The following is a 15,606-nucleotide window of genomic DNA, read 5'->3' on the forward strand; positions in this document are numbered from 1 at the left end:
GACGTGGATAAGCCAGAGCCCCGGCTGGCAGAACACGCACGCCCGCCCGCCGAAACAACTCAACGAAAAGCGAAACGCGGCTCAACCGAATCGCGACGGTGGATCAGGGCTGAGCGGGAGAGCTCGACGGCCGCGAGTGGTAGTCACCACGTTCTCGGCCGCGTGGCACCTGATTGCCCACCAGATCGAATCCGCCGAACCCGAGCGCGTTCGCCATGCTGACCCATGACGGCACGCCTGGATCGAGGCGCTTCGGCTGACGCTCGTAGTACCGCGAGTGTGTCGGCGTCGGCATCGCTGCCACAACACCATCCCTCCGGGCGATGAGCACCGCCCGGCGACGCGTCTGCGGCACGCCGTACTGCTCAGCGCGCATGATGCCTGTCCAGACCGAATAGCCCATCTGCTCGAGCACCGCGCCGCACGCCTGCCACACGGGCAAGACCGGCGGCACCTGCTCCCACGCGATGTACATCGGTCGATCCCGGTAGACGTGCGCGAGCGGCGTCAGCACTAGCGCGGTGCGATCGTCCGTCTCGGCGCCGAGGGCGCGCAGCCTCTCCGGACGCCGGTACGCATGATCGTCGATCGCGCGCAGCACATCATTGAGCGCCGCCCGTCCGGCTCCCTTACCGGCCGTGCTGAACGACTGGCAAGGCGGCGAAGCGATCTGAATCTCGTGTTCGCTCCACTCTTCAGTCGGCTTCGCGAACGCTCGTCTACGTTCCGCACGCTCAATGTCCGTCAGCAGCCGGGGGCGCGGATCTCCGAGCAGCCCGTCCCAAACGTCACGGTAGATCGTCTCCATGCCCGCGGCCTCGCGGGACGCGACTGCCTCCGGCATGATCTCCACGCCTGCCTCGCGGATGCCGCGCGCCTTCAGCGCAACTCCCCAGCCCGTCCCCGCGAACAGATCGAGCGCCAGCATCTCCCGGGTCACGCCGCGTACCCCCAGCCGCTCCGTTCCCGGGGCGCGAACCGACGCCACGCGTCGATGTCGATCCGATTGACCTCCTCGGACCGGCCGAGGCCCTTCGCGGTGCGGAGAATCGACTCCCAGTCGCGGCCGAGCTGCTGTGCGGCCATCAGCGGGTGCGTGCCCTGATCGAGGAGGAACACAACCTCGTCGATCAGTTCGGCGCCCTGCATCGGCTTGCGTTCACCGCGGCGCTTCGCGCGCTCGCGGTCCAGGTGGATCAGGCTCGAAGATGACATCTGCCCCATGTCCCTCTCAGGTCGGTGGGGCCACCCCTTCGGCGGTCCCGTCAGGTAGTAGCCGCAACCACCCGTAGAGGGCGTGCAGCATCGGCCATGCCGCCGGGTCAGCCCACGACGGCACGATGAAACCGAGGCGGGTCGCCTCGGCAGGGTTCGCGTGCATCCATCCGTGACACCCTGTGGTGCCGGATCCGCACGCAAGAATCAGGTTCTCGACAGCGTCGGCGCCGCCGCGGGACCGGAGCTGCCTGTGATGTCGTGACCCGTTCTCCCAGATCACGACGCCACAGCGGGCGCACCGTCGCATTTCCCGGTCGTCGACCAGCGCGTTCACTGCTGCGAGAGCCCGACCCGTCAGACGATCACGGGCCACGTGCTACAGATCAGCCGATTGCTGAGCGAGCGCGTCGCGCGCGGCCTGCACCGCCTCGACGTAGTACACGCCATACCCGAGGATGGGCATCTGCTTGACGACCATGTCAACGCGCTCGACGTCCGAGTAGGTGCCGCGGTGCGTCCGCGGCGCGCTCATGACGGATCACCCCGGACTGCGAGGAGGGCGCTGATCGCCTTGCATGGGGTAGTCGAATCCGAGGACTTCGTGGCCTATCCGCACATCGACAACCTGCATGAACCACGGGGCCCTACCACCGACCTCGGTGAAGCTCATAACGGACCACCCGAACCAGTCATCCCGATCTCGCGCCACACCGTGCGGTGATCTGGCAGGTCGAACCCGATCGCCACGGCACACGTACCAATGCGGTCGCCCCAGATCGGCGTGCCGCCAATCGGCGACCGCATGTAGACCCGCTCCGTCGCGGGGTCCGAGTAGATCGGGTACTCATGGACGCGGGCGGGCGCGTCCAGCACGGCGAGCGTCTCGCTCGTGAACACCTCATGGTCCGCGGGTAGAAGCTGCTCCCGGAGGAGGGCGATGACTGCCAGTCGAGCCTCCGCAACGCTGATCGTCTCGCGGTGCACCTCAAACTGCCCGACGACGAGCCACATCCCGCCGTCCTCGCCGATGTCGTATGCGGTCAGGCTGCTCATCACTGCTCCTGTTCGTTGTGGACCGGAGTCCGCTCGCGGCGGGTCGCACCCATCTGCACGAGGATGGCGAACAGCCCCGCCGCGAGCGCTATCGCGGCGAGGCTGAACATCCCGATCATGCGAGCGCGGTAGCGAGCAGACGCGCCCGCTCCCGTTTCGACTCCCCCGGCCGCGACTGGATCGCTGCGAGCTTGTCGAACGTCGGCGTGTTGTCGTACCGCTCCTGCCGTTCCATCGCGTCAGCCCTGCGTTGCGCGCGTCTCTCGCGCGCCGGAGGTTTCGCGAACGGGATCCCGAGCACGAAACCGCGAATCGAAGCCGCGACACGTCGCGCGTGCTCGCCGACCTCCCGCATCGCCGCCTCGAACCGCGAGGTATCGGGAACGATGCTCACCAGAACGGCGCCCCCATTCTTCAGCGTTGCCGCCATCTCACACACCTCTCCTGTGCTGACCCGCCGCGAGCGGCTGTAGGCCCTTGTTCGTGTTCTGCAAGCCGATGTGCTTGCTCGACAGCGCCCGGGCGATCCGGCGCGCGTGGTCGACGATGATCTGCAGCCGCGCGACCTCCGCGACCTCCTCTGCGGCGTCCGCCTCGGCGAGACGGTTGACCATCGTCTGAGTGCGGCCCTTCAGCTCGTACTTCGCCGAGAGGATCGACATCCGCGCGTTCAGCACGCGCTTGGCGTCGTCGAGCTCGGTCGCCGCGCGCGCCTGGAAGTCGGCGAGCTTGAACCCGAGCGACTCGATCTCGCGCAGCAGACGATCGATCTCCGGCGGAGTCTCCGGCGCGGCGTCCTCGAACGCCCGCGCCCGGTCGCGGAGCTCCGCCCAGGTCGCGGTGACCGGGCGGACCTCCCCCGTGCCGGGATCGGCGATCACTCGTGCAACTCCGACCGGGCGAACGATACGTACACCTTGATCTCGAACGACGTCATGTCGCCGTCGCCTACGTGCTTCGGAAGGACCGCGATCGAATCGAGGCGCGGAGTGCACTCCGCCAAGAGTGCGATCATCCCGTCTCGGTCCATGCCGAAACCAGCCACGCCGTCATCGCGAGGGAAGTCGTCGCTGCGCCTCAGCAGCTCAGCGATCGCCGCAGTGCTCATCGCTTCGCCTTCCGACGCTGCCCCTGCGGCCGGTCACCCTGCGGACGCCGCGGCGCCTGCACCGTGAGCGGCTTCGACTTCGCAGCGACCGCTGCCGGTGACGGGACTACCCCGAGTGTCGGATTCGGCGTCGGCCGCGGCTCCCACTCGTCGACTTTCGGCGATGCGAGCACTTCGCGTAGGCGGCGCGTGAACGCCTCGTGCAACGTCGCGTCCTTCAACGCTTTCGCCTGGCGAGCATCCTCGAACAGCGCATCGACCTCGGCCTTCGACGACGTCGCGGCGAGATCTGCGAGCCAGTCACGGTGCGATCCGTGCACCTCCGCAGCGCGTTGTCGAACCTGCGCGCATCCGGCGCACGGTTCCGAGGTGCCCTGTGGATGCCGCCCGCACGCTCCGGGCATGGCCGGGAGCGCCGACGCCTTCCGCGCCTGCACGATCGGTTCGAGGATGTCGGCGAACACCACCCGGTAGGCGTGACGCTCGGCCTCAGCCCCGAAGATCGACATCGGCTTCAGGCGGCGGCCGTCAGCCCATGCCTGCTCACGCTCGGACTCGATCTCCGCCTCGCACTCGGCCCACGAGATCACGACGTTGCGTGGACGCTGCCCGACACGCGTCACGGTGACCCGCGCGAACTCCGGGTGCTCCGCATCATCACTGGCACGGAAGTACGGACGCCAGTCCACGTCCGACGGCGACAGGAAGTCAGGGCCCTCGATGCCCTCGAGGGTGCCGGACGCCTGCACCGCGGCGCGCATCTCTGCGACGCCGATGCCCTTCAGCTCGTCGGTGGACTCGGTCATGCCGCCGCCTTCCGGATCGAGGCGAGCGCGGCCGGCGGGGTCGGGGCGATCTCGGCGACGGGCGCGAGCTTCTCCCATCCGCGGCGGCGGGTGAAGGTGTACACCCCGGCCCACTCCTTCACCCGGCGCCGGATGCGCGGGTGCCACCGGTTCGGGTCGGTGACCCGTTCCTCGACTGACGTGATGAGTCGGGTCTTCTTGCGGTTCACGCTGCGACCTCCCCCGTGCTGTACTTCGCGAGCGCTCGCTGCACCCGCGCCCGCGCGCGCCGGGCGCGGCGCTCCTGCGTGCGCTTGTCCTGCTCGATCACGCGGCGCTCGGCCCGGTTCGCGGGCTCGGCCTCCCCGGCCATGACGCGCTTGAGCAGTTCCGTCTTCGCTGTGCCGATCACGCGGCCACCTCTTCTCTCGGTTTCGGTGCGCTGATCGACCAACGTCGGCCGACCTTCTCGCGCAGGTACGTCTTGTCCTTCTTGATGTCGGCGAGCACCGTCAGCGTGTGATCGAACACGGCGAACAGTTCCGCGTGGTCCGCTCGGGCCTTGGCCTCGTCGAACTCCTTCCCGCGGGTGACGGTCAGGGCGATCACCGCTCCGGGGATCTCTCGCTTCACGCCGGCCGTCTCGGCGTTCGGCTGGGACTCCGCCCACGCCTTCACGAACGCGTCGAGCTCGGCGATGCGCGACTTCATCGACGCGACCTCTTCGGCCGCGTCGCGCACCTCGACCGGCACGTCGGAGTCGACGTCGGGGCGGCCCGCCGCTACCCACTGCAGATATGCCTCGGCGGCGGCGACGAGCGCCGCGGTCCGCTCGGGATCGGCGGGCACCTCGACGAGGGTCGGTTCCAAGGTGAGCGGCATGCCGTCCTCGTCGAACTGCTGCCACGCGACCGCGGAGTACCCGGCGCCCAGCACGAATCGCTGCCAGAGGACGTCGTCGACGATCCTCCGGGGCAGGCCGCCGGACCAGTCCGCCGTGGTCGTCTTGATCTCGACGAACGCGCCCTCGCCGTCGTCCCACATGAACGTGTCCGGCGTCGCCAGGTACGCGGTGTTCTCGCCGTGCGCGTAGAGGACGCCGGATGCCGGGATCCCGACCTCGGCTTCGACCCACGCCGCGATGCCGCCCTCGAACGCGTGTCCGCGCTCGGTGTGCTGGTTGCCGTGGAACGTCTTCCCGCCGGTCTTGTCGGCGTACACGGCGCGCTTCGATGCGATCGTGCCGGAGATCAGCCGCGTGACGTCGGTCTTCGTGACGCCCTGACTGCGGCGCTTGTGCCACTCGGCCTCGTGCTCCGACGACACGAGCGCGATCGGTTTCGTCATGCCCATTGCCCTGCCCTTCACGCCGCCCTCGGCGGCTCGTTTCGGATCGCGGCCCAGACGAGCAGGCCCGCCGCGGTCGCGATCAAGATCCAGTAGCCGATGACCGTCAGGTCGATCACGGCCGCGCCTCCGCGGTGATCTGGTCCCACAGGGCCGCGATCACCCGCTCGGGCGGTTGCCCCTCGCCACGCCAGTGCGCACGGACCGCGGCGGCCAGGCGGCCCGCGGCGCGCACCAGCTCGCCCTCTGCGAAGCCGAGGGAGCGGAGGTACGCGACGGCCGGGTCGGACTCGGCGATCGCGTACTCGGGCCGCTCAGCGGGCTCGGTGCTCGTGGACGGCACCGACGACCGCTTGCCCGCCGACGGCGCGAGGCGCAACGCGATCGCCTCCGCGATCTCCTGCCGACGCGCCTCGTCGAGGTGCGGCGCGATGATCTCGAAGGCTCGCGCGTCGTCGATCACCCGGGCGCTCACGCTGCGTCCCGGTACTGCGGGACGGCACGCATGTGCCGGTCGACCTTGCGCCGACTCGCCTCGCGCGCCTCGATCGCGTCGCAATGTGCGAGCCACGCCTCGACGGTCATCCCGTGAGCTGCGGCGACTCTCTCGATCTGCCAGTAGTTCTCGGCCATGAGGTGACCGCCCCTTTCCGTGACGGCCCTGTGCCGTCGTCGCGACTCGGGCGGGGATCGAACCCGCCACGCGCCGGAATCCAGCGCGAGTGCCCGACTGAAGACCGAATCGTCTTCGCCAGTCGGCCGAGCCAATGTCTGTTTCGGTGCCGTCCCGCGCTCTCACCGCGGGTGAACCCAGCACCAGGGCCGCCATGGCCCTCCTCGGGTCCACGTCACACCGGGCGCGACGTCGGAAGGAACGCGGCGACGATGTCGCATGGCGTCCCGATGGACTGCGCCCGGGTTCAGTGCTTCCGACCCGGATTCCTCTGTGTAGTTGTCAAAGTGCTTCTGCTGTCCCGGCTCCCCGTTCCCGGTTCGCTAGGTGCGTACTCTCGCCTCCCTCCGAAGGCGACCGGCATCAGACCGGCTGACGAGAGCTAGGCCGCTTGCGGCATGGGCCGACTGGCGTAGACCGCTTCGAGCCCCTCGCGGATGATGTGCGCGGCGATCTCGATGCGCTCCTGCGCGCTGAGTCCGGAGTTGGCGTACGGACTCATGCGGCGGCCGCCCGAGTGCGGGCGATCATCTTCCGCGAGATCACGTAGGAGACTTTCGCGACGTACTCCTGTGCGGGTACGACCGCGTCGTTCTCGACGCGCGAGAGGTACGCGATGGAGGTCGTCGCCTCGGAGGCGACTTCCTTGAGAGTCATCCCCGCCATGCCTCGAAGCGCTTTGAGCGCCTGCCCCGGGGTAGCTGCCTGTGATGCCATGCCCAAGACTTTGCCATTTCTTTGGCGTCGGGTCTAGCCGCAACGCCTAAGTTTTCGGAATCTCTTGGGCACCAAGTCAAACCGTGTCCACACTTGACCCCGAAATCTTGGGCACGATAGCCTCGTGGCATGTCAAAAAATGGTTTCGGTCGGATGTCCGCCACGGAGCGCCGCGAGTTTGCGTCTCGTGTTCGCGCGCGCCGCCTTGAGCTGGGAATGACCCAAACTGACCTCGCGACCGCGGCCGGCCTCACCCGCCAGACGATCTCGAACCTTGAGAACGGCATGGCACCGCAGGAGAGCAATCTCCGCTCGATCCTCGCCGTGCTCGGCATCAGCCCAACCAGCGGCAACTACTCTCCCGACACGGAGATGTGGCTCGGCATCATCGGGGGCGCACTCGAAGCACTCCCGACCGGCCGCCGCGGGATTGCGGGGCAAGCCGCGCTCAACGCCATCACCGACGAGATGGTGAACCCGTCCGCCGATGTCGTAGCTTCGGCAGATGATCTTGCTCTAGCCGCTCGCAACCGAGAGACGGAGCCCACGGACGAGACATGACCCCCGCAGATCTCTACCTCACCGACCTCGCCGTCATGATGGGAGTCACGGTCGAGTACACGCACGACCTGCCCGCCGATCGAGACGGGGACTACAACCACCCCCGCCGGCACATTCGCATCCGGGAGGGCCTGCACGCGAGGCACACTCGTTCGGTCCTGGCGCACGAACTCGGGCACGCCTCGTTCGGGCACGTACGATCTCGATTCGGCCCCGTGAACGCCAAACAGGAACGCGCAGCAGAGGAATGGGCGGCGCTCCGACTCATCAGCATCGACGACTACCGAGCCGCCGAAGAATCCCACCGAGGGCACCTCGGCGCGATCGCCATCGAACTCGGAGTGATGCGAAGCACGGTCGCCGCTTTCCACGGACTCCTCACCCGCCTCGGCGACGCAACATACCTCGCGCCCCGCATGGGCGAGCGGCAATGGGATCACAGAGAGCTCGCCCTGCGATGAACCTCGCCCGCCTACCCCGCCCCGCTCGTCGCCGCGCCATCGGCGCTATCCGCGTCTCGAAGGAACGCGACGGCATGATCAGCCCGGAGAACCAGCGCTACGCGATCGAGCAGTTCGCCGAGCGCGAGGGAATCGACATCGTCGAATGGGTCGAGGGGATCGACGAGTCCGGATCGAAGAAGAAGTCGGCGTGGTGGACGCGCCTCGCCTACTGCTGCGAGCAGATCGAAGGGCACCAGGCGGACGTTCTCGTCCTCTGGCGCGTGGACCGCGCGGCCCGCAGCAAGCTCAAGTGGGCGATCACCGAGGACAGGATCGAGACAGCAGGCGGACTCATCCTCTCCGCCACCGAACCGAACGACCAGACACCCGCTGGCGGTTTCGGCCGCGGTGTCCTCGTCGCACACGCCGAATTCATGGCGCGCTCGATCGGCGCAACGTGGAAGGAGACTCTCGAGCGGCGCGTGCGCCACGGCCTCACCCCGAACGGACAGCGTCACTTCGGCTACGTCTACTCACGCGAGACGAAGACCTACTCCATCGATCCCCGAGAAGGCGAAGTGCTCGCAGCGATGTACCGCGCGTACATAGCCGGTGACTCCGCGCGCGACATCGCCGAACGCTACACCAACCCCGACGCGCGCCCAGTGAACGGCGCCTACCCGAGATACGCGCGATGGAACACCGTCTCCGTCCTTCGCGTGCTCGACTCCGGCTTCGGCGCGGGCCTCATCCTCTTCCGCGAGCAACTCGCCCCCGGCACGCACCCCCCGGTCATCTCCGACGACGAATGGGCGCGGTACGTGCACGCACGAGACGCCCGGCGCCGACGGCCACGCGCCGAGCGATCGCCGTACACCTACTCCGGACTCCTCTACTGCCATTGCGGCTCAAAGATGGGCGGTCGCACCGACCACGGGCGACCCCGGTACGCATGCGTTGAGTCGTCCCAGTACACGCGTCACGCGGACGCCTCGCTAGCCGCGCACGTCATCGACGCCGAGGTAGTGAAATGGCTGCAGCAGTTCAGGGAGGAGCTGAACGCCGTGCCCCCTGTGCGGCGCGCGCCCGCAACGACCGACCCGCGAGCGGAAATCACGCGCAAGCTCGCAGGCCTGGCCGAGCGGCTGGACAATGCGACCGAGAAGTACCTCGACGGCGACATCCCGAAGGACGCCTACGAGCGGCGCCGGGACCGCCTCGAGGCCGAAAGGCTCGCCCTCGAATCCGAGCTTGGCCGACTCAATGCGCAGTCGACCGTCCAGCCCGTCGCATTCGTGGGCGACCTCGTGTCCGCCTGGGACGATCTTCCGGTGGAACGGCGACGAGAGGCCATCCGCGTCCTCGTCGACCGCATCGAGATCTTGCCCCCGGGCTCACCTCGACGCGTGGTCGTGCACTCGATCATCACGCGGAGTTAGAGACACCCATCAGACGATTCCGATGGTAAGAGCCACGAGAGTCCAGTCTACGTGCGGGCGCCGTCCCTCCTCGCGCGGAAGGCACGGGTGACGTAGGGCAGCTCCACCGTCGCATCGCCCACGGCACCGATCTCGTCGAACAGGTCTCCGATCTCGCGATCGATCCGCGCACGCTCATCCCCCGACGCGGTGATGATGTAGCTGCGCGATCGCACGAGCGCCGTGAGCATCCCCCGGTCCATCGGCCGCGACCACCGCCACGTGCGTTCCGCCAGTGGCCCGAACGGATCGGCGACCTCGGGTCCGCCGGCTGCGAGCAGCTGCTCCGCGTGACTGCCCTTCATGATGGCGCCCAGGCGCCCGACCCAGGGGACCGACTCGTCACGGATGTTCCAGACGAGGCCCAGTACCCCGCAGGGCCTCACGACGCGACCGATCTCGGCCGATCCCGCCACCGGGTCCACCCAGTGCCAGGCCTGACCGAACACGGCGGCATCGACACTCGCATCCGGCAGGTTCAGGTCCTCCGCGCTGCCGACGAGCGTCTCCACTCCCGGCAGCGCTGCGCGGAGGGCGTCGAGCATCGCGGCATCCGGTTCGACGGCGATCACGTCCGCGCCGCGCTCGGCGACGACCTCCGCGACCACGCGGGTGAGCTTTCCCGTGCCGGCGCCGACGTCGACGACGCGCGGATGGGAACCGGCGGGCTCCAGCATCCACTCGACCGCCTCGGCAGGATAGCCGGGCCGGCCCTGCTCGTAGGCGGCCGAGGCCGCCCCGAAGCTCCTCGCCATCTCGTCTCGCGTCGCCATGCCCCGACGATACGCCGCCCCGCGGACATCCCGTCCACGCGCTCCGAACCGTCCGTCGCAACCACATGCAACGTCGCCCGTCCTACCGTCGAGGGCACCTGGCGGAATGGCTCCGCCGAGAGGAAGTGATGTCAATGACGACTCTGACCGATACCCCTGCCGTCGCGACGAAGACCGCGCCGGCCACCACGATGCGCGCCGCCGTCGTGAAGACCTCGGACCAGCCGCTGGTGGTCGAAGAGGTCGCGATCCCCACCCCCGGACCCCGCCAGGCGCTCGTCAAGGTCATCACGAGCGGTGTCTGCCACACCGATCTGCACGCCGCCCACGGCGATTGGCCGGTCGCCCCCAAGGGCGACCTCATCCCCGGGCACGAGGGGTACGGGGAGGTCGTCGCCGTCGGACCGGGCGTGACGACGCTCGAGGTCGGGCAGAAGGTGGGGAACGCGTGGCTCTGGTCCGCGTGCGGCACGTGCGAGTACTGCCGCACCGGATGGGAGACGCTCTGCCCCGAGCAGCAGAACGGCGGGTACTCCGTGGACGGCAGCTTCGGAGAGTACATGCTCGTCGACGAGCGCTTCGCCGCGCGCATCCCCGAGGGTGCCGACCCCGTCGAGGTCGCACCGATCCTCTGCGCGGGCGTCACCGTCTACAAGGGCCTCAAGATGACCGGCGTCCGCCCCGGCGAGTGGGTCGTGATCTCCGGCATCGGCGGACTCGGGCACATCGCGGTTCAGTACGCGCGCGCCATGGGCATGCGGGTCGTCGCCGTCGACGTCGACGACGCGAAGCTCGACCTCGCCCGCGGTCACGGCGCGGAGGTCACCGTCAACGCCGCCGACCACGAGCCCGGTTCCAAGATCCAGGAGCTGACCGGCGGCGCGCACGGCGTGCTCGTCACCGCCGTCCATCCCCGTGCGTTCGATCAGGCGCTCGGCGCGGTGCGACGAGGCGGCACGATCGTGTTCAACGGCCTCCCGCCGGGGACCTTCGACGCCGACATCTTCGACATCGTCCTGCGGGCGATTACGGTGCGCGGATCGATCGTCGGCACCCGCCAGGACATGATCGAGGCGCTCGACTTCTACGCGCGCGGCCAGATCCACCCCACGGTGCACGTCGAGACCATCGACGACATCAACGACATCTTCGATCGGATGCAGCGGGGCAAGATCGAGGGCCGCATCGTCATGAAGTACTGACGACGCACGGACCGGCGGGGAGCGATCGCAGCAGGATCGCTCCCCGCTGTCGTGTCGCTCTCGTCGCCCCCTCGTGTCGAGGGCGTCCCGGCGCGCCTCCGCTCCCCCGCCCGCGGCCCGGGCGAAGGTGGATCCGTGGCTCTGGATTTCACCGCGATCGACTTCGAGACGGCGAACTCCTCGAGCGCGTCCGCCTGCGCCGTCGGCCTCGCGCGCGTGCGCGACGGCCGTGTCGTGGCCTCCGCGGGCTGGCTGATCCGCCCGCCGGCCGGTCACGACCGGTTCTTCGAGTTGAACACCGGCATCCACGGCATCCGCGAGGAGGACGTCGCGGACGCCGACGGCTGGACCGCGCAGCTCCCGGCCCTGACGGAGTTCATCGGAGACGACGTGCTCGTCGCGCACAACGCCGGCTTCGACGTCTCGGTGCTGCGCCGCGCCTGCGAGGTCACGGACGCCGTGTGCCCGCCGTACCGGTACGTCTGCAGCCTCCAGGTCGCGCGCAAGACGTACGAGCTGGCCTCGTACCGCCTTCCCGCCGTCGCCGCGGCCGCGGGGTTCCTGGACTTCGCCCACCACGATGCGAGCGCGGACGCCCTCGCGTGCGCCCACATCATGATCGACGCGGCGGCGCGAAGCGCGGCGGGAGACATCGTCGAGCTGGCGATGCTCCTCGGGGTGCGGGTGCCGCAGATCCCCGCGGCCGAGAGCGCCGCCCCGGCGCTGCGGGGCTGATCCGCCGCGCCCGTGGGGCCTCCTCGCGGGCGGTCTGCGCCGCGGGGCATCCCGCCGATATCCGAGGATCCGCCCATACTGCCCTCATGGATGCCGTCATCGTCACCTCCCTCGCCGTCTGCTGCGTGTTCGCTGGCTTCCTGGCGGGCTGGTTCGGCCAGTCCGCGCGCGCCGCGGAGCGCTCATCGGCGGAGCGGACGGCGCTCACCGCACGAGCGGTCTCGGCCGAGGCCGGGCAGCGGTCGCTGAGCGAGCAGCTCGAGCAGCAGCGCGCGCTCACCCGCGAGCTCGGCGATCAGTCCCGGGCCGACCACGCCGCCCAGCAGGACCGCGAGCGGCGCGAACAGGTGCTGCTGCGCGCACTGGCGCCGGTTCAGGAGACGCTGCAGTCGATGCAGCACAAGGTCGACGAGCTCGAACGCGAGCGGCAGGCGCAGTACGGATCGATCGCGGAGCAGCTGCGCCGCTCGCACGAGGCCGACGAGGCGCTGCGGGCGACCACCGAGTCCCTCGCCGGAGCCCTGCGCTCGAACGCGACGCGCGGAGTCTGGGGGGAGACGCAGCTGCGCCGCGTGGTGGAGTCCGCGGGACTCACCCGGTATGTGGACTTCGACACGCAGTCGTCGCTGACCTCCGACGCCGGAGCCGGCCGCCCCGACATGGTGGTGCGCCTTCCCGGAGGAAAGGCGATCGCCGTCGACGCCAAAGTGCCGCTGGATGCCTACCTCGAGGCATCCGCGATCCCCGTGACCGCTCAGGGCGAACCCGGCGCACTCCGGGCGCAGCTGCTGCAGAAACACGTCAAGGCCGTGCGGGCGCACGTCGATGCCCTGGCGGCGAAGCGCTATTGGACCGGGCTCGAGTCCAGCCCGGAGTTCGTGATCTGCTTCATCCCGAGCGAGTCGCTCCTCGCCGCGGCCCTCGAGGAAGACCCGAGCCTGCTCGACTACGCCTTCGGCCGCCGGGTGGCTCTCGCCTCGCCGGTGAACCTCTGGGCGGTGCTGAAGACCGTCGCTTACACCTGGACGCAGCAGGACGTCTCCACCGAGGCGAGGCGACTGTTCGATCTCGGCAACGAGCTCTACCAGCGGCTCGGTGGGCTCGCGAGCCACGCCGACGATCTGCGGCGCGCGATCGAGCGGACCGTCGACACCTACAACCGCTTCGCCGGGTCGCTGGAGTCTCGCGTGCTGGTGAGCGCCCGCCGCTTCCCCGGGATCGACGACACGAAGCTGGATGCCACCGCGGCCCCCGCACCGATCGAGAAGCTCCCGCGCAAGCTGACCGCGCCCGAGTTCACCGCACACGTAGCCGACGACCCCGCCGGCGCGGACCACGAGTCACCTGCCGTAGCTGCGGGCCCCGCCGCCGGCGCGGAGCACGTGCCCGGCACGGGTGCGGCGCACGCGACCAGCTCCGGCGCGGAGCACGCGGCCAGCACGGGTGCGGCGCACGCGACCAGCTCCGGCGCGGAGCATGTGCCCGGCACGGGTGCGGACCTGGGTGACCTCCGCGGCCGCCTCTGACCCCACGCCCCACGCGGGCTCCACCCCAGCGACCGCGCGCGCGGTCGTCGGTCGCCCCACCAGGTTTGGGGTCGCCAACGGTCGCCACCGGCGAGCCGAAGCGACCACGCGCGACCCCGAACTCGAGCACGGCCGACCACACCCGACCCCGAACCTACACCTGTCACCCGGGGCAGCACGCCCGAGCGCGGCGCATCCACCCCATCTGCACGTGGCGCGCGCTCCCGCGCTGGGCGGCACGCCGGGCCGCACCCTCAGGATCAGTGTCGCGATATGTCGCTATCCACCCCGCTGAGCGACGATTTGCGACACGGATCCCGCGGGTGACCGACCATTTGCGACCCCAAACCCGCGTGGGTGGGCGCGAGCGGCAGCCCACGCCGACCAGGGGCCCGCAGCCGCAGCCGCAGCCGCGGCGACTCAGTAGCCGCTAGGGAAGGTGTTGAGAAGCGCCACCACGCCGACGGAGACGGTCACGAACGCGCCGATCATCCACCAGGCGCTGATCCGATGTCCGTCCGGCAGGCGCCGACGCAGGAGCACGTCGGGGCGACGCGCGGCGTCGACGGCGACCGCGATCTGACCAGTCCTCGGACTGTTGGATGCTGCGGACATGGGAACTCCCGGTGATGGCGTGGACGACGATCCGGTCTCCGGTGACCGTCACCCATTCTGCCAGAGCGGACGCCGACGGTCAGGAGCGGCAGCCGGATCTTTTCCCAATCGAGACCGAGCGCCCCCCGGCACCTCCGCGCGCCGGACCACACGCCCGCGCCGAACCGCACGGCCATCCCCGCGCCGAACGACACCCCGCCCGGCGGCTACCGCACGCGCGCGGGGGCCGGGAGGGCGGTCACAGCCACTTGGAGGTGAGGTGCTCCGAGCTGATGCGACGCAGTGTGCCGGAGGCCCCGCGCAGCACGACGCTCTCGGTGTAGACGAAGTCGCCGTCGCGCCGGACACCCGCGACGAGCTCGCCGTTGGTGACGCCCGTGGCGACGAAGATCGTGTTCTTGCCCCGCACCATCTCGTCGGCTTCATAGACGTAGTCGTCGAGCTTCAAGCCCGCATCGATTCCACGCTGCTTCTCGTCGTCGTCGCGCGGCCACAGCCGACCCTGGATGTGCCCGCCCAGCGCCTTGATCGCGCACGTGGTGGCGACGCCCTCCGGGCTGCCGCCGATGCCGATGCACATGTCGGTGCGCGCGTTGTGGCGCGCCGCGTTGATGCCGCCGGCGACGTCGCCGTCGCTCATGAGGCGGGTCCCCGCACCGGTCTCCCGGATCTCCTCGATCAGCCGTGCGTGGCGGGGGCGGTTCAGCACCGACACGACGAGCTCGTCGACGGGCTTGCCGAGCGCCTTCGCGAGCCGGTGGATGTTCTCCGCGACGGGGAGGCGGATGTCCACGACGCCGACCCCGGCCGGCCCCGTGACGATCTTGTCCATGTAGAACACGCTCGACGCGTCGAGCATCGCGCCGCGGTCGGCGACCGCCAGCACGGACAGCGCGTTGTTGCGCCCTTCGGCGGTCAGCGTCGTGCCGTCGATCGGGTCGACCGCGATGTCGCACTGCGGCCCGCGGCCGGTGCCCACGTGCTCGCCGTTGAAGAGCATGGGAGCGTTGTCCTTCTCCCCCTCGCCGATGACGATCACACCGTCGAAGTTCACGGTCGTGAGGAACGCGCGCATCGCATCCACCGCCGCGCCGTCGGCGAGCTCCTTCTGGCCTCGACCGATGAACGGCACCGATCGGATCGCCGCCGCCTCGGTCGCACGGACCAGTTCGAGAGCGAGGTTTCGGTCGGGATGCAGCGGGCTCATGTCCGCGGTCAGACTCACCATGCCCTGAGCCTACGACCATTGTCCGCACGGACACGGGCCAATCCGGGCCCGCGCGGGCGAAGAAAACGTGATTCTTACGGCCCCGGCAATCGCCCCGCATCCGGGGTGCGGACGCACGCGGTGCGCGAGCGCGTGGCACGGTGC

Annotated in this window: 23 protein-coding genes; 6 read left to right on the plus strand and 17 right to left on the minus strand. The window is 69.6% G+C overall.

The window, feature by feature from the left end:
• Positions 1–103: 103 nt before the first annotated feature.
• The 14 genes from WFI00_RS11905 to WFI00_RS11970 form a co-directional block, all read right to left on the minus strand.
• Positions 104–940 (minus strand): DNA cytosine methyltransferase, encoded by an 837-nt coding sequence (locus tag WFI00_RS11905; RefSeq protein WP_336632634.1) that lies wholly within the window; start codon positions 938–940, stop codon positions 104–106.
• Positions 937–1,215 carry a hypothetical protein gene (locus WFI00_RS11910; RefSeq protein WP_336632633.1) on the minus strand — a complete coding sequence of 93 codons (279 nt, stop codon included), beginning with the start codon at positions 1,213–1,215 and terminating at the stop codon, positions 937–939. Before WFI00_RS11910 ends, WFI00_RS11905 begins: the two co-directional genes overlap by 4 nt.
• A gap of 379 nt (positions 1,216–1,594) precedes the next feature.
• The gene (locus tag WFI00_RS11915) at positions 1,595–1,750 is read right to left on the minus strand and encodes a hypothetical protein (RefSeq protein ID WP_336632632.1); all 156 of its coding nucleotides are present in this window, start codon (positions 1,748–1,750) and stop codon (positions 1,595–1,597) included.
• A gap of 134 nt (positions 1,751–1,884) precedes the next feature.
• A complete protein-coding gene (locus WFI00_RS11920) occupies positions 1,885–2,271 on the minus strand; it encodes a hypothetical protein (protein ID WP_336632631.1) in 387 nt (128 codons plus the stop codon).
• A gap of 115 nt (positions 2,272–2,386) precedes the next feature.
• Positions 2,387–2,701, minus strand: coding sequence for a hypothetical protein (locus WFI00_RS11925; RefSeq protein WP_336632630.1), 315 nt, complete (start codon positions 2,699–2,701; stop codon positions 2,387–2,389).
• Between the two features lies 1 nt (position 2,702).
• Positions 2,703–3,152: a hypothetical protein gene (locus tag WFI00_RS11930; RefSeq protein WP_336632629.1), complete on the minus strand. Its 450-nt coding sequence runs from the start codon at positions 3,150–3,152 to the stop codon at positions 2,703–2,705.
• Complete coding sequence (locus WFI00_RS11935; RefSeq protein ID WP_336632628.1) at positions 3,149–3,379, minus strand: hypothetical protein; 231 nt, start codon at positions 3,377–3,379, stop codon at positions 3,149–3,151. The genes WFI00_RS11930 and WFI00_RS11935 overlap by 4 nt, the downstream gene beginning before the upstream one ends.
• Positions 3,376–4,185 carry a hypothetical protein gene (locus WFI00_RS11940; protein WP_336632627.1) on the minus strand — a complete coding sequence of 270 codons (810 nt, stop codon included), beginning with the start codon at positions 4,183–4,185 and terminating at the stop codon, positions 3,376–3,378. The genes WFI00_RS11935 and WFI00_RS11940 overlap by 4 nt, the downstream gene beginning before the upstream one ends.
• The gene (locus tag WFI00_RS11945; RefSeq protein ID WP_336632626.1) at positions 4,182–4,394 is read right to left on the minus strand and encodes a hypothetical protein; all 213 of its coding nucleotides are present in this window, start codon (positions 4,392–4,394) and stop codon (positions 4,182–4,184) included. Before WFI00_RS11945 ends, WFI00_RS11940 begins: the two co-directional genes overlap by 4 nt.
• Positions 4,391–4,576 carry a hypothetical protein gene (locus WFI00_RS11950; protein ID WP_336632625.1) on the minus strand — a complete coding sequence of 62 codons (186 nt, stop codon included), beginning with the start codon at positions 4,574–4,576 and terminating at the stop codon, positions 4,391–4,393. Before WFI00_RS11950 ends, WFI00_RS11945 begins: the two co-directional genes overlap by 4 nt.
• On the minus strand, positions 4,573–5,511 hold the full coding sequence (locus WFI00_RS11955; protein ID WP_336632624.1) for a YqaJ viral recombinase family protein: 939 nt from the start codon (positions 5,509–5,511) through the stop codon (positions 4,573–4,575). Before WFI00_RS11955 ends, WFI00_RS11950 begins: the two co-directional genes overlap by 4 nt.
• A gap of 115 nt (positions 5,512–5,626) precedes the next feature.
• Positions 5,627–5,986, minus strand: coding sequence for a hypothetical protein (locus WFI00_RS11960; protein ID WP_336632623.1), 360 nt, complete (start codon positions 5,984–5,986; stop codon positions 5,627–5,629).
• Positions 5,983–6,144, minus strand: coding sequence for a hypothetical protein (locus WFI00_RS11965; protein ID WP_336632622.1), 162 nt, complete (start codon positions 6,142–6,144; stop codon positions 5,983–5,985). Before WFI00_RS11965 ends, WFI00_RS11960 begins: the two co-directional genes overlap by 4 nt.
• A gap of 538 nt (positions 6,145–6,682) precedes the next feature.
• On the minus strand, positions 6,683–6,901 hold the full coding sequence (locus WFI00_RS11970; protein ID WP_336632621.1) for a helix-turn-helix domain-containing protein: 219 nt from the start codon (positions 6,899–6,901) through the stop codon (positions 6,683–6,685).
• A 153-nt stretch (positions 6,902–7,054) separates the two neighbouring features.
• On the opposite strand from WFI00_RS11970, the gene WFI00_RS11975 reads away from it, so the two are divergent.
• From WFI00_RS11975 to WFI00_RS11985, 3 genes are read left to right on the plus strand one after another with little or no spacing between them, the layout of a single operon-like run.
• Positions 7,055–7,462 (plus strand): helix-turn-helix domain-containing protein, encoded by a 408-nt coding sequence (locus WFI00_RS11975; protein ID WP_336632620.1) that lies wholly within the window; start codon positions 7,055–7,057, stop codon positions 7,460–7,462.
• Positions 7,459–7,923, plus strand: a complete 465-nt coding sequence (locus WFI00_RS11980) for an ImmA/IrrE family metallo-endopeptidase (RefSeq protein ID WP_336632619.1) — start codon at positions 7,459–7,461, stop codon at positions 7,921–7,923. The genes WFI00_RS11975 and WFI00_RS11980 overlap by 4 nt, the downstream gene beginning before the upstream one ends.
• The gene (locus WFI00_RS11985; protein ID WP_336638489.1) at positions 7,920–9,344 is read left to right on the plus strand and encodes a recombinase family protein; all 1,425 of its coding nucleotides are present in this window, start codon (positions 7,920–7,922) and stop codon (positions 9,342–9,344) included. The genes WFI00_RS11980 and WFI00_RS11985 overlap by 4 nt, the downstream gene beginning before the upstream one ends.
• 47 nt (positions 9,345–9,391) lie before the next feature.
• Here WFI00_RS11985 and WFI00_RS11990 read toward each other — a convergent pair whose 3' ends face one another.
• The gene (locus tag WFI00_RS11990) at positions 9,392–10,156 is read right to left on the minus strand and encodes a class I SAM-dependent methyltransferase (RefSeq protein WP_336632617.1); all 765 of its coding nucleotides are present in this window, start codon (positions 10,154–10,156) and stop codon (positions 9,392–9,394) included.
• A 134-nt stretch (positions 10,157–10,290) separates the two neighbouring features.
• On the opposite strand from WFI00_RS11990, the gene adhP reads away from it, so the two are divergent.
• The 3 genes from adhP to rmuC all read left to right on the plus strand — a co-directional run bounded on the left by adhP (position 10,291) and on the right by rmuC (position 13,619).
• Positions 10,291–11,358 (plus strand): alcohol dehydrogenase AdhP, encoded by a 1,068-nt coding sequence (adhP, locus tag WFI00_RS11995; protein WP_336632616.1) that lies wholly within the window; start codon positions 10,291–10,293, stop codon positions 11,356–11,358.
• Between the two features lie 135 nt (positions 11,359–11,493).
• The gene (locus WFI00_RS12000) at positions 11,494–12,093 is read left to right on the plus strand and encodes an exonuclease domain-containing protein (protein ID WP_336632615.1); all 600 of its coding nucleotides are present in this window, start codon (positions 11,494–11,496) and stop codon (positions 12,091–12,093) included.
• An 86-nt stretch (positions 12,094–12,179) separates the two neighbouring features.
• Complete coding sequence (rmuC, locus tag WFI00_RS12005; protein ID WP_336632614.1) at positions 12,180–13,619, plus strand: DNA recombination protein RmuC; 1,440 nt, start codon at positions 12,180–12,182, stop codon at positions 13,617–13,619.
• 420 nt (positions 13,620–14,039) lie between these two features.
• On the opposite strand, the gene WFI00_RS12010 is transcribed toward rmuC, so the two are convergent.
• Together WFI00_RS12010 and glpX are read right to left on the minus strand one after the other, a co-directional pair.
• A complete protein-coding gene (locus WFI00_RS12010) occupies positions 14,040–14,234 on the minus strand; it encodes a UDP-N-acetylmuramyl pentapeptide phosphotransferase (protein WP_336632613.1) in 195 nt (64 codons plus the stop codon).
• A 238-nt stretch (positions 14,235–14,472) separates the two neighbouring features.
• On the minus strand, positions 14,473–15,462 hold the full coding sequence (glpX, locus tag WFI00_RS12015) for a class II fructose-bisphosphatase (protein ID WP_336632612.1): 990 nt from the start codon (positions 15,460–15,462) through the stop codon (positions 14,473–14,475).
• Between the last annotated feature and the right edge of the window lie 144 nt (positions 15,463–15,606).

This window comes from Microbacterium sp. MMO-56 (genome assembly GCF_037146215.1).
In the GTDB taxonomy this organism is placed as follows: Bacteria; Actinomycetota; Actinomycetes; order Actinomycetales; family Microbacteriaceae; genus Microbacterium.

Excerpts from the sequence above, each read along its gene's own strand:
- WFI00_RS11990 (WP_336632617.1), bottom strand. The coding sequence starts at position 10,156 with ATGGCGACGCGAGACGAGATGGCGAGGAGCTTCGGGGCGGCCTCGGCC.
- WFI00_RS11920 (WP_336632631.1), bottom strand. The coding sequence starts at position 2,271 with ATGAGCAGCCTGACCGCATACGACATCGGCGAGGACGGCGGGATGTGG.
- WFI00_RS11940 (WP_336632627.1), bottom strand. The coding sequence starts at position 4,185 with ATGACCGAGTCCACCGACGAGCTGAAGGGCATCGGCGTCGCAGAGATG.
- WFI00_RS11915 (WP_336632632.1), bottom strand. The coding sequence starts at position 1,750 with ATGAGCGCGCCGCGGACGCACCGCGGCACCTACTCGGACGTCGAGCGC.
- WFI00_RS11985 (WP_336638489.1), top strand. The coding sequence starts at position 7,920 with ATGAACCTCGCCCGCCTACCCCGCCCCGCTCGTCGCCGCGCCATCGGC.
- WFI00_RS11975 (WP_336632620.1), top strand. The coding sequence starts at position 7,055 with ATGTCCGCCACGGAGCGCCGCGAGTTTGCGTCTCGTGTTCGCGCGCGC.
- WFI00_RS11910 (WP_336632633.1), bottom strand. The coding sequence starts at position 1,215 with ATGTCATCTTCGAGCCTGATCCACCTGGACCGCGAGCGCGCGAAGCGC.
- glpX (WP_336632612.1), bottom strand. The coding sequence starts at position 15,462 with ATGGTGAGTCTGACCGCGGACATGAGCCCGCTGCATCCCGACCGAAAC.
- WFI00_RS11965 (WP_336632622.1), bottom strand. The coding sequence starts at position 6,144 with ATGGCCGAGAACTACTGGCAGATCGAGAGAGTCGCCGCAGCTCACGGG.
- adhP (WP_336632616.1), top strand. The coding sequence starts at position 10,291 with ATGACGACTCTGACCGATACCCCTGCCGTCGCGACGAAGACCGCGCCG.
- rmuC (WP_336632614.1), top strand. The coding sequence starts at position 12,180 with ATGGATGCCGTCATCGTCACCTCCCTCGCCGTCTGCTGCGTGTTCGCT.
- WFI00_RS12010 (WP_336632613.1), bottom strand. The coding sequence starts at position 14,234 with ATGTCCGCAGCATCCAACAGTCCGAGGACTGGTCAGATCGCGGTCGCC.
- WFI00_RS11980 (WP_336632619.1), top strand. The coding sequence starts at position 7,459 with ATGACCCCCGCAGATCTCTACCTCACCGACCTCGCCGTCATGATGGGA.
- WFI00_RS11970 (WP_336632621.1), bottom strand. The coding sequence starts at position 6,901 with ATGGCATCACAGGCAGCTACCCCGGGGCAGGCGCTCAAAGCGCTTCGA.
- WFI00_RS11925 (WP_336632630.1), bottom strand. The coding sequence starts at position 2,701 with ATGGCGGCAACGCTGAAGAATGGGGGCGCCGTTCTGGTGAGCATCGTT.
- WFI00_RS11955 (WP_336632624.1), bottom strand. The coding sequence starts at position 5,511 with ATGACGAAACCGATCGCGCTCGTGTCGTCGGAGCACGAGGCCGAGTGG.
- WFI00_RS11935 (WP_336632628.1), bottom strand. The coding sequence starts at position 3,379 with ATGAGCACTGCGGCGATCGCTGAGCTGCTGAGGCGCAGCGACGACTTC.